The sequence below is a fragment of the Paramesorhizobium leguminum genome, from assembly GCF_003217235.1.
Lineage (GTDB): Bacteria > Pseudomonadota > Alphaproteobacteria > Rhizobiales > Rhizobiaceae > Paramesorhizobium > Paramesorhizobium leguminum.
Genome location: NZ_QJTF01000009.1, coordinates 13,169 through 28,834 on the forward strand (window position 1 = coordinate 13,169; position 15,666 = coordinate 28,834).

At 61.4% G+C, this 15,666-nt stretch carries 13 protein-coding genes; 6 read left to right on the forward strand and 7 right to left on the reverse strand.

All coding sequences use genetic code 11. The features are described 5' to 3' along the window. Positions 1-2 precede the first annotated feature (2 nt). From atpA to C7477_RS09240, 4 genes are all read right to left on the reverse strand, one after another. The gene (gene atpA / locus C7477_RS09220) at positions 3-1,532 is read right to left on the reverse strand and encodes a F0F1 ATP synthase subunit alpha (protein WP_110751368.1); all 1,530 of its coding nucleotides are present in this window, start codon (positions 1,530-1,532) and stop codon (positions 3-5) included. Beyond that, entirely contained in the window at positions 1,532-2,092 is a 561-nt protein-coding gene (locus C7477_RS09225) for a F0F1 ATP synthase subunit delta (RefSeq protein WP_110751546.1), read from the reverse strand. The genes atpA and C7477_RS09225 overlap by 1 nt, the downstream gene beginning before the upstream one ends. A 204-nt stretch (positions 2,093-2,296) precedes the next feature. Then, the gene (locus C7477_RS09230) at positions 2,297-2,686 is read right to left on the reverse strand and encodes an AGROH133_08824 family phage infection protein (RefSeq protein WP_110751370.1); all 390 of its coding nucleotides are present in this window, start codon (positions 2,684-2,686) and stop codon (positions 2,297-2,299) included. Between the two features lie 308 nt (positions 2,687-2,994). Further along, a complete protein-coding gene (locus tag C7477_RS09240; RefSeq protein ID WP_110751372.1) occupies positions 2,995-5,238 on the reverse strand; it encodes a primosomal protein N' in 2,244 nt (747 codons plus the stop codon). Between the two features lie 115 nt (positions 5,239-5,353). Between C7477_RS09240 and fsa the strand changes: the two genes are divergently transcribed. Further along, positions 5,354-6,007 carry a fructose-6-phosphate aldolase gene (gene fsa, locus C7477_RS09245; protein WP_110751374.1) on the forward strand — a complete coding sequence of 218 codons (654 nt, stop codon included), beginning with the start codon at positions 5,354-5,356 and terminating at the stop codon, positions 6,005-6,007. 120 nt (positions 6,008-6,127) lie between these two features. On the opposite strand, the gene lptE is transcribed toward fsa, so the two are convergent. Both lptE and leuS read right to left on the reverse strand, forming a co-directional pair. Continuing rightward, entirely contained in the window at positions 6,128-6,715 is a 588-nt protein-coding gene (gene lptE, locus C7477_RS09250; protein ID WP_110751376.1) for an LPS assembly lipoprotein LptE, read from the reverse strand. Continuing rightward, positions 6,702-9,335 carry a leucine--tRNA ligase gene (leuS, locus tag C7477_RS09255; protein WP_110751378.1) on the reverse strand — a complete coding sequence of 878 codons (2,634 nt, stop codon included), beginning with the start codon at positions 9,333-9,335 and terminating at the stop codon, positions 6,702-6,704. The genes lptE and leuS overlap by 14 nt, the downstream gene beginning before the upstream one ends. Positions 9,336-9,461: 126 nt before the next feature. On the opposite strand from leuS, the gene C7477_RS09260 reads away from it, so the two are divergent. The 3 genes from C7477_RS09260 to C7477_RS09270 all read left to right on the forward strand — a co-directional run bounded on the left by C7477_RS09260 (position 9,462) and on the right by C7477_RS09270 (position 12,728). Further along, the gene (locus C7477_RS09260; RefSeq protein WP_110751380.1) at positions 9,462-10,127 is read left to right on the forward strand and encodes a YggS family pyridoxal phosphate-dependent enzyme; all 666 of its coding nucleotides are present in this window, start codon (positions 9,462-9,464) and stop codon (positions 10,125-10,127) included. Positions 10,128-10,464: 337 nt separating this feature from the next. After that, positions 10,465-12,414 carry an acetate--CoA ligase gene (gene acs, locus C7477_RS09265; protein ID WP_110751382.1) on the forward strand — a complete coding sequence of 650 codons (1,950 nt, stop codon included), beginning with the start codon at positions 10,465-10,467 and terminating at the stop codon, positions 12,412-12,414. A gap of 29 nt (positions 12,415-12,443) precedes the next feature. Continuing rightward, positions 12,444-12,728: a HigA family addiction module antitoxin gene (locus C7477_RS09270; RefSeq protein WP_110751384.1), complete on the forward strand. Its 285-nt coding sequence runs from the start codon at positions 12,444-12,446 to the stop codon at positions 12,726-12,728. A 251-nt stretch (positions 12,729-12,979) separates the two neighbouring features. Here C7477_RS09270 and C7477_RS09280 read toward each other — a convergent pair whose 3' ends face one another. Then, positions 12,980-13,177 (reverse strand): DUF1674 domain-containing protein, encoded by a 198-nt coding sequence (locus tag C7477_RS09280; protein WP_110751386.1) that lies wholly within the window; start codon positions 13,175-13,177, stop codon positions 12,980-12,982. 84 nt (positions 13,178-13,261) lie between these two features. Between C7477_RS09280 and htpX the strand changes: the two genes are divergently transcribed. Both htpX and C7477_RS09290 read left to right on the forward strand, forming a co-directional pair. Beyond that, a complete protein-coding gene (gene htpX / locus C7477_RS09285) occupies positions 13,262-14,251 on the forward strand; it encodes a zinc metalloprotease HtpX (RefSeq protein WP_110751388.1) in 990 nt (329 codons plus the stop codon). After that, complete coding sequence (locus C7477_RS09290) at positions 14,242-15,624, forward strand: RsmB/NOP family class I SAM-dependent RNA methyltransferase (RefSeq protein WP_425373544.1); 1,383 nt, start codon at positions 14,242-14,244, stop codon at positions 15,622-15,624. Before htpX ends, C7477_RS09290 begins: the two co-directional genes overlap by 10 nt. Positions 15,625-15,666: the final 42 nt, after the last annotated feature.

Sequence of the window (15,666 nt, forward strand, 5' to 3'; positions counted from 1 at the left end):
ACTTAGGCGAAGTTCTTGGCGTACGCGTCGATCGCCGCCTTGAGCTTGGCCTTGAGGTCATCGGTAAGCTGCTTCTCCGTGCGGATACCATCGAGCACATCCTTGTGCTCGCTGCGCAGGAAGGAAAGCAGTCCATCCTCGAACCGGCTCACCTGGTTGACGGCGAGCTTGTCGAGATAGCCGTTGACGCCGGCATAGATCACCGCGACCTGTTCTTCCGTCTTCAGCGGCGAGAACTGCGGCTGCTTCAGGAGCTCGGTCAGGCGCGCGCCGCGATTGAGAAGGCGCTGCGTCGAGGCATCGAGATCGGAGCCGAACTGCGCGAAGGCAGCCATTTCGCGATACTGCGCAAGCTCGCCCTTGATCGAACCGGCAACCTGCTTCATCGCCTTGATCTGGGCGGCGGAGCCGACGCGCGACACCGAGAGGCCGACGTTCACGGCGGGACGGATGCCCTGATAGAACAGATTGGTCTCGAGGAAGATCTGGCCGTCGGTGATCGAGATCACGTTGGTCGGAATATAGGCCGACACGTCGTTCGCCTGCGTCTCGATGACGGGAAGCGCGGTCAGCGAACCGCCGCCATTGTCGTCATTGAGCTTTGCCGCGCGCTCCAGAAGGCGGGAGTGCAGGTAGAACACGTCGCCCGGATAGGCTTCACGGCCCGGAGGACGGCGCAGCAGCAGCGACATCTGGCGGTAGGCGACGGCCTGCTTCGACAGATCGTCATAGCCGATGAGGGCGTGCATGCCGTTATCGCGGAAATATTCGCCCATGGCGCAGCCGGCGAACGGCGCCAGGAACTGCATCGGCGCCGGGTCGGAGGCGGTGGCAGCGACGATGATCGAATATTCGAGCGCGCCGCGCTCTTCAAGCACCTTCACGAACTGCGCGACGGTCGAACGCTTCTGGCCGATGGCCACGTAGACGCAGTAGAGCTTTTCTTTCTCGGGACCGGAATCGTGAACCGACTTCTGGTTCAGGATCGTATCGAGAATAATCGCGGTCTTGCCGGTCTGGCGATCGCCAATGATCAGCTCGCGCTGGCCGCGACCAACCGGGATAAGCGCATCGACAGCCTTGAGGCCTGTCGACATCGGCTCGTGCACCGACTTGCGCGGGATGATGCCGGGCGCCTTGACGTCGACGCGACGGCGCTCAGTCGCCACGATCGGGCCCTTGCCGTCGATCGGATTGCCGAGACCGTCAACCACGCGACCGAGCAGCCCCTTGCCGACGGGAACATCGACGATGGAGCCGGTACGCTTGACGGTATCGCCTTCCTTGATACCCCGATCCGGGCCAAAGATAACGACGCCGACATTGTCGCTTTCGAGATTCAGCGCCATGCCGCGAATGCCACCGGGGAATTCGACCATCTCACCGGCCTGGACATTGTCCAGACCGTAGACACGGGCGATACCGTCACCGACGGACAGAACCTGGCCAACTTCGGAGACTTCCGCCTCTTTGCCGAAATTCTTGATTTGCTCTTTCAGGATTGCGGAAATTTCCGCAGCGCGGATGTCCATCAGCCGACCTCTTTCAGTGCAAGCTTGAGAGAAGAAAGTTTGGTGCGAAGGGAGGTATCGATCTGGCGCGATCCCATCTTCACGATGAGGCCGCCGAGGATCGACGGATCGACGGTGACATTGATCGTCACGTCTTTTCCGGCAACACTCTTGAGCGTCGCCTTCAATTCGTTTTGCTGTGCGGCAGTCAGTTCATGGGCCGCGGTAACATCGGCGGAAACCTCGCCGCGATGCGTCGCAGCGATCTGGCGGAACGCCGCGATCATGCCGGGCAGCACAAAAAGCCGGCGATTGCTTGCCACGACACGAAGAAAGTTGCCTACGATACCATCGATGCCAGCCTTGTCGGCAATGGCCGAAATCGCCTTCACCTGCTCCTCGGTCGAGAAAACAGGGCTGGAAATCAGGCGCTTCAACTCGTCGCTGCCATTCAGAAGGGCCTCGAAGCGGCCAAGATCCTTCTCGACGCCGGCAACGGAATTTGCTTCCAGCGCCAGATCGAAAAGTGATCCGGCATAACGCCGCGCGACACCTGAAATGAGCGATGAAGTTTCGGTCACGGACAATCGGCTCTCTGGTTTAATCGCCAAGACTCGGGCCTGAAAGACAGGTCAGCCTAAGCCTTTGACTTTATTGATTTTTCTCAGCGCATTTTAGATGTGCGTAACATCTCCGCTGAAATTCGCTTGCCGTCTAGCATGAACGGGCGGGACTCGCAACACGGGAATCCCTCTGTTTTTAGTCACCTTTGTCGCAATTGCGGGTCAGGCGATAAATCCAAAAGCAAAAAGCAGCGGCGCAGCGGCGAGCAAGAATTCGATGAGCGCCGCTATCCAGTTGTAAAGCGTGTTGCCCTTGTCCGACATCATTGAGATAAGCCGCCCGAACAGGCTGAACCCCCATGCCGCTCCGAGTGCCAGCCAGAGGAATGGCTGCGCGAAGATGAGACAGGAGAGGCCCAGCCCGATATGAAACCCCGCCATTGTCGCGCGGATCGAGGCGAAAGCTTCGGGGCGCTCGTTGAGTGGCGAGAGGCGCAACAGCTTCATCGACAGGCCCGGCGCGAGAAACAGAACGAGTCCGAACAGCACCGTGAGGAGGGCCGAAACCCAAGCCAGCCACTCCCCATCACTCGCGGGCCAATAGAATTCCATGTCGTTTCCTCATGCTTCTGAAATTTGGTTCGGCTCTATAGAGCACATAGGAGAAAAGTGCGACAAAAAGCGCTTGTTGCGTTTTTCACAACCAACGGAAACGTTGGCACTCTACGTCGCCCCCCTCTGCCCTGCCGGGCATCTCCCCCGCGAGGGGGGAGATTGCGCCTTCATCGACGTCTGGCATCAATCGCCAGCATTGCAGGATGAAAGCTGTCAGCCGTGTCAGCCAATCTCCCCCCTTGCGGGGGAGATGTCCGGCAGGACAGAGGGGGGCGCTGTCCCGCCAGCGTTTCCATTTGACCTCTCTACAAAAAGCTCTGCGGATCGATATCCACCTGCACCCTCACCGACCCGCGTTCCTTCGGCCCAGCAACAAGCAGCGCGCGGATGAAGGCCTGTATGTCCGCGCGCTTCGTCCCATGGATAAGCAGTCGGAAACGGTGCCGTCCGCGAATCAGCGCCAACGGCGCCTCCGCTGGACCCAGCACCGCGATTTCAGGCGATGACGGCGCCGCCCGGCGTACGCCGCGCGCATGGCTCTCCGCCTCAGCGCGCGTATTGGCCGAAACGATCAACGCCGCCAGCCGACCGAATGGCGGCAAGCCCGCGCGTTCTCGCTCCTCGATTTCGCGGGCGTAAAAGGCCGCCGCGTCGCCCGAGACGATGGCGCGCATCACCGGGTGGTCGGGCTGGTAGGTCTGCAGCAAGCCAAGACTCTTGCGTCCCGTGCGTCCCGCCCGCCCCGTCACCTGATTGAGCAGCTGGAACGTCCGCTCGGCGGCGCGCGGATCGCCATTGGCGAGCCCCAGATCCGCATCTATGACGCCGACCAGCGTCATATCAGGGAAATTATGCCCCTTCGCCACCAGTTGCGTGCCTATGACGATATCCGCCTCACCCTTGGCGATAGCATCAAGCTCCAGCCGCAACCGCTTCACGCCGCCAAGGAGATCGGAGGAAAGCACGATGATCCGCGCATCGGGAAACGCCGCCTCTGTCTCCTCGGCGATGCGCTCCACGCCGGGGCCGCAGGCGACCAGATGATCGAGCGTGCCGCATTCCGGACAGGATTGGGGCACCGGTTCATGGTAGCCGCATTGGTGGCACATCAGCTGGCCGCGAAAACGATGTTCCACCAGCCAGCTCGAACAGCTCGGACACTGGAACCGATGCCCGCAAACCCGGCACAGCGTCAGCGGCGCATAACCGCGCCGGTTGAGGAACAGGAGCGCCTGCTCCTTGCGCTCCAGCGTTTTGGCGATCGCCCCTGATAGCACCGGCGACAGGAACCGGCCCGGCGGCGGCGGGGACCGGCGCATGTCGATGGTTTTGAGATCGGGCATCGCCGCTTCGGCATAGCGGGAGGAGAGCCTGATGCGTTTGTAACGCCCCTGCTCCGCATTGACCTGGCTTTCGACTGAAGGCGTCGCCGAGGCGAGCACCACCGGAAAGCCGCCGATATGCCCGCGCACCACCGCCATGTCGCGGGCATTGTAGAACACCCGATCCTCCTGCTTGTAGGCCGGATCATGTTCCTCATCCACCACGATCAGCCCAAGATCGCGGAACGGCAGGAACAGCGCCGACCGCGCGCCGGCCACCACCTTCACCTTCCCTTCCGCCACTTGCCGCCAGACGCGCTCACGCATCCGTGGCGCCAGGTCGGAATGCCATTCGGCGGGCTTCGCCCCGAAACGATTGTGGAAACGGTCAAGAAATTGCTGCGTCAGCGCGATCTCAGGCAACAGGATCAGCACCTGCCGCCCCTGCTCGATGGCCTTCGCCACCGCCTCGAAATAGACCTCCGTCTTGCCCGAGCCGGTCACGCCATCGAGCAGAGAAACGGAAAACGCCTGAGTCGAAACATTCGCCACCAGCATATCCGCCGCCGCCTGCTGGTCCGGCGAGAGGTCCGCGCGGGCGTAATCGATATCGGGGAGGGCCACCACCGGCGGCGGCGGGATCATAACTTCTTCGAAGACCCCCTGCGCCTTGAGCCCCTCAACCACGGTCGTAGATACACCGGCGGCATGCGCAAGACCGGAGCGCGTCCATGCCATGCCGTCTTCGACGAGTTCCATGACGCGGGCACGCGCGTCCGTCAGCCGGCCCGGCTGCGCACCCGCATGGCGCAGGCCCGGGATGGGCGGCTCGGGATCGAAGGCCGTGGGAACCCGCAGGAGCATGCGCGCCACCATGCCCGGAGCCGAAAGCGTGTAATCCGCCGCCCACTGCACGAAGCGCAGCATTGCCGGTTCCACCGGCGGGCAGTCGAAAACTGCCGAAATCGAACGCAATTTCTTCGCATCGACCGTATCCGTCTCACCGTCAGTCACAATGCCGACCACCTCGCGCGGCCCCAGCGGCACCCGCACGATCGACCCCGGAACGACGCTCATCCCCTCCGGCACGGCGTAGGAATAGGGCCGTTCCGCCGGCATCGGAACGAGCACGGGAACCGTCCTTTGTCCCTTGCGCAAGTCCGGACGGAAAACCGCTTCACACTTTTCCTGGACTTGCTTGTGCGAGGTTTGCGAATCTTTTGACATGATCGCGTGACCTTGGCTTGGCTTTGGAGTAAAGAAAACCCACTTTAAGGGGTGAGATCATGCGGTTCTAAGGGCCACATCGATATCCCGCCAGCCTATTATGGAGGACGCTGAAATGAAATTCTTTGTCGATACCGCCGATGTGAAGGAAATCCGCGAGCTGAACGATCTCGGCCTCCTCGACGGGGTGACCACCAATCCTTCCCTGATCCTGAAATCGGGTCGCAGCATTCTGGAAGTCACCAAGGAGATTTGCGATATCGTCGCCGGTCCCGTCTCGGCTGAAGTCACCGCCATCGACTATGACGGCATGATGAAGGAAGCCGCGGTTCTCTCGAAGATCGCGGACAATATCTGCATCAAGGTGCCGCTGACCCTCGATGGCCTCAAGGCCTGCAAGGCGCTCACTTCCGAAGGTCGCAAGGTCAACGTCACGCTCTGCTTCTCTGCCAATCAGGCGCTGCTCGCCGCCAAGGCCGGCGCGACCTTCATCTCGCCATTCGTCGGCCGCCTTGACGACATGGGCATCAACGGCATGGAGCTGATCGCCGAAATCCGCACTATCTACGACAATTACGATTACAAGACCGAAATCCTTGCCGCCTCGATCCGCACGGTGAACCACGTCAAGGAAGCGGCTCTCATCGGCGCCGATGTCGTCACGGTCCCGCCCGCCACGCTCAAGGCGCTCGTCAAGCACCCGCTGACGGACAAGGGCCTCGAGTCCTTCCTCGCCGATTGGGCGAAGACGGGGCAGAAGATCGCGTGATACGTTTGGCGGGGGCGCCCCAAGCGCCCTCGCCCTTCGAGGCTCCGCTACGCTTTGCACCTCAGGATGAGGGCTACTGGAGCGCCAACGCCCCTTCACCCACCCGCACCATCTTGTCTCTCAGCGCTGCCGCGCCATATTCTGCGCCAGAGCCAGCATCAACTGTTGCGCCAATTCCTCCGCCGCCCGGTCCTGCGCGTCACGTTCGGCACGCAAATTCGCGAATTCCTGGCGTGGCCGATCAAAAGAGGATCTGACAGAACGGGTACCCTTGGCGACCGGCTTGCCTGCCACGTCACGCAGCACGTAATTCGACGACACGTTCACCGTACCGGCCGAAGGGCGACCGGTCCTGTCGGTCGAATCACCAATATCGACGCTGACTGCCGCCGTTGTGTATGAGGTGACTCCGAGCGAAAGGCGATAGGCCGGGCTGACTGGCTCCCCTGCCCCGCCGCTCAGGAGAAAGATCAGCTTGTTGCGCACTTCCTGCCCATAACGGGTGGTGGCCGGCTCGATCTCGATGGAAGCAAGCTTCTCGCGCATGGCGGGCTGAACGCTTCCACCAAGAGATGTTTCCGGCCCTCCGCCGGAATAAAGCGGTTGCACAGTACATCCCGCGGCAGCAAGCAAGGTTCCCGCCAGCACGGCAAAAAATGCGGACTGCCTCATTTTGGCTCCGAAAAAAGCGCGATCAGGCAACGACATTGACGATCCTCTGCGGCACGACGATGATCTTCTTCGGCGCGCTCCCATTCAGGGCCGACTTGATGAAATCAAGTTCGAGCACAGCCTTCTCCACGGTCAATTGATCCGCATCGCGGGCGATTGTCAAATCCCCTCGCTTCTTGCCGTTGATTTGCACAGGCATCGTGATTTCGTTTTCCACAATCAACGCCGGATCGAAGGCCGGCCAGGGCGCCGTGGCGGCCAGACCTTCAACCCCAAGCTCCGCCCGGCAGGCTTCCGCCAGATGCGGCATCATCGGCGCGATCATTGCGATGAGCATGTCTACCGCCTCGCGCAGCGAGCCTTGCAAAACAGCATCCGCGTTGCCGCTTGCCGCCGTCTGCAACGGGGCGGCCAACACATTCGTCAGTTCGTAAAGACGGGCCACGGCCTTGTTGAAGGCCAGTTTCTCGATGTCTTCGCCCACTGCCTTCAGCGTCTTGTGTGCTGCTTTCGAAATCAGCCCCGCCTCGCCTTCAAAGGCCGGCTTCGGAGCCACAGTCTTCAGCACCGGCGCCGCCTCGGAAACCAGTCGCCAGACGCGTTGCACGAAGCGATGCGCGCCCTCGACGCCTGATTCGGTCCAGATCACGTCACGGTCGGGCGGCGAATCGGACAGCATGAACCAGCGCGCCGTATCCGCGCCGTAGGAGGCGATGATATCGTCAGGGTCGACGACATTCTTCTTGGATTTCGACATCTTCTCGATGGAGCCGATCTCCACCGGCTCGCCAGTCGAAACCAGCACGGCCTTGCGCACGCCGTCGCTCTCCTCGATGCGGATATCGGCGGGCGCGACCCAGCCGTTCTTGTCGCGGTAGGTCTCGTGCACCACCATGCCCTGCGTGAACAGCCCCTGGAACGGCTCCTCGACCGCATTGACATGCCCGGTCGCCTTCATGGCGCGGACGAAGAAGCGCGAATAGAGAAGATGCAGAATCGCGTGCTCGACGCCGCCGATATACTGGTCCACCGGGAGCCAGCCCGAGGGACCGTCGACAGCGGCAAGCGTCGTCGGCTGCTTTTCATTCCACGGATCGGTGAACCGCGCGAAATACCAGGACGAATCGACGAAAGTATCCATGGTGTCGGTGTCGCGCCGGGCATCCTTGCCGCAATTGGGGCAGGCCACATGCTTCCACGTCGGATGATGATCGAGCGGGTTGCCGGGCTTGTCGAAACTGACTTCGTCAGGGAGCAATACGGGCAGGTCCTTATCCGGAACCGGCACCGCGCCGCACGCATCGCAATGGATCACCGGAATCGGGCAGCCCCAATAGCGCTGGCGCGAGATCAGCCAGTCGCGCAGGCGGAACTGCACCTTGCGCTCGCCTTGCGGGCGGCCATTGATGGTCGTGTTCTCCAGCCGCTTCGCCACTTCCTCGAAAGCCTGCTCAGGCTTCATCCCGTCGAGGAAGCGCGAATTGATCATCACGCCATCATCCGTGAAGGCCTCATCGGCAACGCGGAACGTCGCGGCGTCAGCGCCTTCAGGCATGACCACCGGAACCACCGGCAGCCCGTACTTATTGGCGAAATCGAGGTCGCGCTGGTCGCCCGACGGGCAACCGAAAATCGCGCCAGTGCCATATTCCATCAGCACGAAATTGGCGACATAGACCGGCACGGTCCAGTTCTCATCGAAAGGATGGACGGCGCGAATGCCCGTGTCGAAGCCCTTCTTCTCGGCTGTTTCCAGCGCGGCGACGGAGGTGCCCATGCGACGGCATTCCTCGGCGAAGGCCGCCAAGGCCGGGTTCGTCTCCGCAACCTTCTTCGCCAGCGGATGGTCCGGCGAGATCGCCATGAAGGACGCGCCGAAGAGTGTGTCGGGCCGGGTCGTATAGATTTCCAGCTCGCTCTCCCCCGCAGGCGCGGTGGCCTTGTCAAGCGCCCAGCGGATCAGGAGGCCTTCCGACCGGCCGATCCAGTTCTGCTGCATGACGCGAACCTTCTCCGGCCAGCGGTCGAGCGTGTCGAGACCGTCAAGCAGATCCTGCCCCATCGAGGTGATCTTGAAGAACCATTGCGTCAGGTCGCGCTGCTCGACCAAGGCGCCGGAGCGCCAGCCGCGCCCGTCGATGACTTGCTCGTTGGCGAGCACGGTCATATCGACCGGGTCCCAGTTGACCTTGGCCGATTTGCGCTCCGCCAGCCCGGATTTCCAGAAATCGAGGAACAGCTTCTGCTGGTGCCGGTAATAGCTCGGATCGCAGGTCGCGATTTCGCGCGTCCAGTCGAGCGAGAGGCCCATCTTGCGCAGCTGACCTTTCATCGTCGCGATATTGGCATAGGTCCATTGGCGCGGGTTGATCTTGTTGTCGCGCGCCGCGTTTTCCGCCGGCAGGCCGAAAGCGTCCCAGCCCATCGGATGCAGCACATTGAAGCCCTTGGCGCGCTTGTACCGCGCCACCACATCGCCCATCGCATAGTTGCGCACATGGCCCATATGGATGCGGCCCGACGGATAGGGGAACATCTCGAGGACGTAATATTTCTCGCGCGGATCGTCGTTGTCAGTCTCGAAGATCCTGGCGTCTTCCCAGACCTTCTGCCAATGAGTTTCCGCTGCGCGCGGATTATAGCGTTCGGTTGCCATGACCGTTTTTCTCTTGCAAAGAGGATTTGGAATATTTGGGCGGACCTTCACCATGGATTGGCGAGGGCGTCAACCATCACAGATAGTTAGCGAGCCCAAACGGCGCTAAAAAGGAGCTTTAGTACAATGTCCGATGCTGTTGAGCGCCTGGAAAATGTCCGCAACGCGATTGCGAATGCTGAACGCGAAGCGAAGCGTCCGCAGGGCTCGGTTACGCTCGTCGCGGTTTCCAAGACCTTCGATGCGGACGAGATCCGCCCCGTGCTGGAAGCGGGCCAGCGCGTGTTCGGTGAAAACCGCGTGCAGGAGGCGGAGGCCAAATGGCCGGCGCTTAAGGAAAATTATGCGGGCGTCGAACTGCACCTGATCGGCCCCCTGCAATCCAACAAGGCCGCCGATGCGGTGGCGCTGTTCGATGTGATCGAGACCGTAGATCGCGAGAAGATCGCCGCGACGCTTGCCGCCGAGATGAAAATGCAGAACCGTTTTCCCCGGCTCTATGTGCAGGTCAACACCGGGCTGGAGCCTCAAAAAGCGGGCATCGCGCCGACCGAAGCCGCCGCGTTCGTCGCCCATTGCCGCGAGACGCACGGCCTCGCCATCGAGGGCCTGATGTGCATTCCCCCGGCGGATGAAAATCCCGGCCCGCATTTCGCGCTGCTTGAGAAGATCGCCCGTGAGGCCGGGGTGAAAAAGCTCTCCATGGGTATGTCGGCCGATTACGAAACAGCAATCGCCTTCGGCGCCACCTCCGTCCGCGTCGGCTCGGCCATTTTCGGCAGCCGCGCTTAGAGATTCCTGTTTTGACGGATCGCCTGCGATTTGCCCCTCACCCTTACCCTCTCCCCGTGAAGTACGGGGAGAGGGGGACATAGGCGTTTTCACCTTTTCTTCCTGCCCGGCGGGGGGGGGGGAGGAAGAAAGCAGTGGCAACGTTGACGCCCCCTCTCCCCGTATTTCACGGGGAGAGGGCAAGGGTGAGGGGCGTTCCAGAACATTGGTGTTTTCCATTCCCATATGAACCGCTAAGTACTCCCAACCCTTCGTCTAATTTGCGAAGCGCCCGCGCACTTGCTAGAAAGGTTCAAAAGGCTGGACGAGGAGACATTCCAGCCCAAGCGGAGGAATCATGTCGGAAAAAATCTACCCCGTCCTGCCGGACGCGAAGGCGAATACGCTCATCGATGACGCGACGTATCAAGAATGGTATCGCGAAAGCGTCGAGAACCCGGAGGAATTCTGGGCCAGACATGGCAAGCGCATCGATTGGTCCAAGCCCTTCACCAAAGTGAAGAACACCTCCTTCACCGGCGATGTCTCCATCAAATGGTTCGAGGATGGCGAGACCAACGTCTCCTATAATTGCATCGACCGCCATCTGGAGAAGCGCGGCGATCAGGTGGCGATCATCTGGGAGGGCGACAATCCCTATTTCGACAAGAAGATCACTTACCGCGAACTCTACGCTGAGGTCTGCCGCCTCGCCAATGTGCTGAAAAAGCACGGCGTCAAAAAGGGCGATCGCGTCACCATCTATATGCCGATGATCCCCGAAGCCGCCTATGCGATGCTCGCCTGCGCGCGCATCGGCGCCATCCATTCGGTCGTTTTCGGCGGCTTCTCGCCGGATGCCCTGGCCGGTCGTCTCGTCGATTGCCAGTCGACCTTCGTCATCACCGCCGATGAGGGCGTGCGCGGCGGCAAGCCGATTCCGCTGAAAGCCAACACCGATACGGCGATCGAAATCGCGGCGAAGCAGGAGCTGGACGTCAAAAACGTGCTGGTCGTGCGCCGCACCGGCGGCAAGATCGGCTGGGTGCCGGGCCGCGACCTCTGGTACCACAAGGAAACCGAGGCGGCTGAACCGGAATGCGCCCCCACTCCGATGAATGCTGAAGACCCGCTGTTCATCCTTTACACATCAGGCTCCACCGGCAAGCCCAAGGGCGTGCTGCACACGTCAGGCGGCTATCTCGTCTATGCCTCGATGACGCATCAATACGTTTTCGATTACCACGACGGCGATATCTACTGGTGCACCGCCGATGTCGGCTGGGTGACGGGCCACTCCTATATCCTCTACGGCCCGCTCGCCAATGGCGCGACCACGCTGATGTTCGAAGGCGTGCCGAACCATCCCGATTACGGCCGTTTCTGGGAGGTGATCGACAAGCACAAGGTCAACATCTTCTATACCGCCCCGACGGCGATCCGCGCGCTGATGGGCGCGGGCGACGATTTCGTCACGCGCTCCTCGCGGCAAAGCCTGCGCCTGCTCGGCTCCGTCGGCGAGCCGATCAATCCGGAAGCGTGGGAATGGTATTATCACGTCGTCGGCGATAATCGCTGCCCCATCGTCGATACCTGGTGGCAGACGGAAACCGGCGGCATCATGATCACCCCGCTCCCTGGCGCAACGAAGCTGAAGCCCGGCTCAGCGACAAGACCCTTCTTCGGCGTCCAGCCGCAGCTGGTCGATCAGGAGGGCAAGGTGCTGGAAGGCGCGGCGGACGGCAATCTCTGCATCGCCGATAGCTGGCCGGGCCAGATGCGCACCGTCTATGGCGACCACCAGCGCTTCATCGAGACCTATTTCTCGACATACAAGGGCAAATATTTCACCGGCGACGGCTGCCGCCGCGATGAGGACGGCTATTACTGGATCACCGGACGCGTCGATGACGTTCTCAACGTGTCCGGCCACCGGCTCGGCACGGCGGAAGTGGAATCGGCGCTGGTCTCACACCATTTCGTCTCAGAGGCCGCCGTCGTCGGCTATCCCCACAACCTCAAGGGGCAGGGCATCTACTGCTATGTCACGCTGATGGCCGGCACGGAGGAAAGCGACGAGTTGCGCAAGGAACTGGTCACCCATGTGCGCAAGGAAATCGGCCCCATCGCCACGCCGGACAAGATCCAGTTCGCGCCCGGTCTGCCAAAGACCCGCTCCGGCAAGATCATGCGCCGCATCCTGCGCAAGATCGCGGAAGACGATTTCGGCTCGCTCGGCGATACCTCGACGCTTGCCGACCCCGGCGTGGTGGATGGGCTGATCGCGAACAGGCAGAACAGGCAATAAGCAAAAAAGGCCATTGAGAGGATAGAGCCATGCTTGCAGTTCATCCCGGAGAGATGTTGAAGGAAGAGCTTGAAGCGCGGGAAATGTCCGCCAACAAGCTGGCACTGGCCCTGCGCCTGCCTTCGAGCCGGATCGTCAGTATCATCAACGGAAAGCGCGGCATTTCTCCGGAAACAGCCCTGCGCCTCGCTCGCTATTTCGGCAACAGCGCCCAGTTCTGGCTCAACATGCAGACAGCCTATGAACTGGCTGTCGCCGAGCGCGAAATCGGCGAGCAGATTGCTGCTGAAGTCATACCGGCGGAAGCCGCTTAAAGCGGCTCCTGTTTTAATGGCTTCGCTATATACCCCCTCTGCCTTGCCAGGCATCTCCCCCTCAAGGGGGGAGATTGGCTGACATGAGTCGCAGCATTTATTCTGTAACGTCGGCGATTGGTGCCGGGCGTCTATGAAGGCGTAATCTCCCCCCTTGAGGGGGAGATGCCCGGCAGGGCAGAGGGGGGTACTGCCTCGCCAACATTTCCATCTAAAAATGAAAACTTTAAAGAGCGGATGGACAACGCCGCTTAAAAATCAATCGCCCTGCCTTTAATCTCCCAATCGCCAAACCGCGCCGGGTCCTTCCCCCCGCGCCCGCCGATCTCGCGCGGTTCCGGCTTTTCGGCCGCCTCCTCACGCCGGCGTTCCTCCGCTTCCTTCAGCGCCCGCTCAGCCGCGGGTGGAATATCCTTTTTCTCGCTCATACCTTGATCCTTCGAATGCATTGAAGCTTGGCGGCCTCGATACCATCATATAGGCAGAACGGAATTTCGAGGCAAACTGGCCTGCTTCGCGACGGAGACTGTAGAATGAACACGATGCGCACTGCCATGCTGATCGCCTTTATGACGGCGATGTTCATGGGCCTCGGCTACCTTATCGGCGGCACGAGCGGTATGATGATCGCATTTGTCATCGCCGCGGCGATGAACATTTTCAGCTACTGGAACTCCGACAAGGTAGTGCTGCGCATGTATAGCGCTAGGCAAGCCGACGAGCGCACCGCGCCGGAATATTACCGCATCGTCAAGGAGCTTGCCCAGCGCGCGCGCCTGCCGATGCCCAAGGTCTACGTCATCGACAATCCGCAGCCCAACGCGTTTGCCACCGGGCGCAACCCGGAGAACGCCGCCGTAGCGGCGACGACCGGCCTGCTCCAGCGCCTCAGCCCGCAGGAACTCGCCGGCGTGATGGCCCATGAGTTGGCCCACGTCCAGAACCGCGACACGCTGACCATGACGATAACAGCGACGCTCGCCGGCGCGATTTCCATGCTCGGCAATTTCGCCTTCTTCTTCGGCGGCAACCGCGACAACAACAATCCGCTGGGTTTCGTCGGCGTGCTCGTTGCCATGATTGTCGCGCCGCTTGCGGCCATGCTCGTGCAGATGGCGATCAGCCGTACCCGGGAGTACTCCGCCGACCGGCGCGGCGCGGAAATCTGCGGCAACCCGCTCTGGCTCGCCTCGGCGCTGCGCAAGATCGCCAGCGGCCATGATATCGTCAACGAGGAGGCGGAACACAATCCCGCCACCGCGCATATGTTCATCATCAATCCCCTGAGCGGGCGCGGCGCGGACAATCTGTTCTCGACCCACCCCGACACACAGAACCGCATCGCCGCCCTGCAGGCGATGGCCGGTGAAACAGGAAGCAGCAATTATATGCCCGACGCCACTATATCCCCTGCCCCAACGCCCCGCTCACCTTGGGGCGATGGCCAACAGACGCCCCTCCAGCCTTGGGGAACCTATGGCGACGATCACGATGCCCAGCCGCCGAAAGGCCCTTGGTCGTGACCGGCGGCGGGGCCGCTTCCCATCCGAAAAAGCATGTGAAAAGACAAAATCCCCCGAAAGCCGCTGACCGTCCAGGCCTCGCCGCGCGCCAATGCGCCGCAAGGCTGCTTGGCGCCGTCATCGAGAAGAAAACCTCGCTCGATGGGCTGACTGACAATCAGCACGGCCATCCCCACTATATGGCGCTCGATGATCGCGACCGTTCGCTGGTGCGCGCCATTCTTGGCGCAGCCTTGCGCAATCGCGGCACCATCGATGCGCTGCTGATGCAATTGCTCGACAGGCCGCTGCCGGAAAACGCGGTGGCGCTGAAGACGCTCCTCCATATCGCCGCCGCGCAGATTCTCTATCTCGATATCCCCGACCATTCCGCCGTCGATCTGGCCGTGACCGCCGCCAATGACGATCCGCGTAACCGCCGGTACGCCGGGCTGGTCAACGCGATTCTGCGCCGTCTCTCCCGCGACAAGGACACGCTTTCCACCCCGGCTCCCAACGCGCCCGCATGGTTTGCGCAAAGCCTCGTGAAAGCCTATGGCACGGAAAAAGCCGCCGCCATCCTGGCGATCCAAGCTGTGGAGCCGTCGCTCGATCTGACAGTAAAGAGCGACCCGCAAGGCTGGGCCGAACGCCTCGGCGGCATCGTCATGCCGAACGGTACGGTACGGCTCGCCAAGCTTGAAACTGCCCTGCCCGAGCTTCCCGGATTTGCCGACGGTGAGTGGTGGGTGCAGGACGCCGCCGCCAGCCTGCCCGCCCGTCTTTTCGGCGATATCAGCGGCAAACGCGTTGCCGATCTCTGCGCCGCGCCGGGCGGCAAGACGGCGCAGCTTGCCCTTGCCGGAGCGGATGTGACCGCCATCGATATCTCCGCCAGCCGCCTCGCCCGCCTGCGCGGCAATCTGGAGAGGCTGAAGCTGCAGGCGCAGACGGTCGAGGCCAATCTGGCGCAATACCAGCCGGAGGAAAAATTCGACGCCGTGCTGCTCGACGCGCCATGCTCCTCCACCGGCACGGTGCGCCGTCACCCCGACGTGCCATGGACGAAATCGCCTGATGATATCGCCAAGCTCGCAACGCTTCAGGCGCAATTGCTGGCTCGCACCGTTGAACTGGTAAAGCCGGGCGGCATCATCGTCTTTTCCAACTGCTCGCTCGATCCATCGGAAGGCGAAGCGGTGGCGAGGCAGGCGCTCGACAACCCCTTGCTGGAAGCATATCCTATATCGCAGGAGGAGTTTCCAGGCTTGGCAGGATTGGTGACGCCGGAAGGCTATCTGCGGTCAACCCCTGCGGATTTCCCTAATGCCGATATCAGGCTTTCCGGAATGGATGGCTTCTTCGCGGCGAGATTTCGCCGTATTGCTCTATAACTATTGGATTCGATTGCTTTATTTTCTCGAACTAAATCCTTT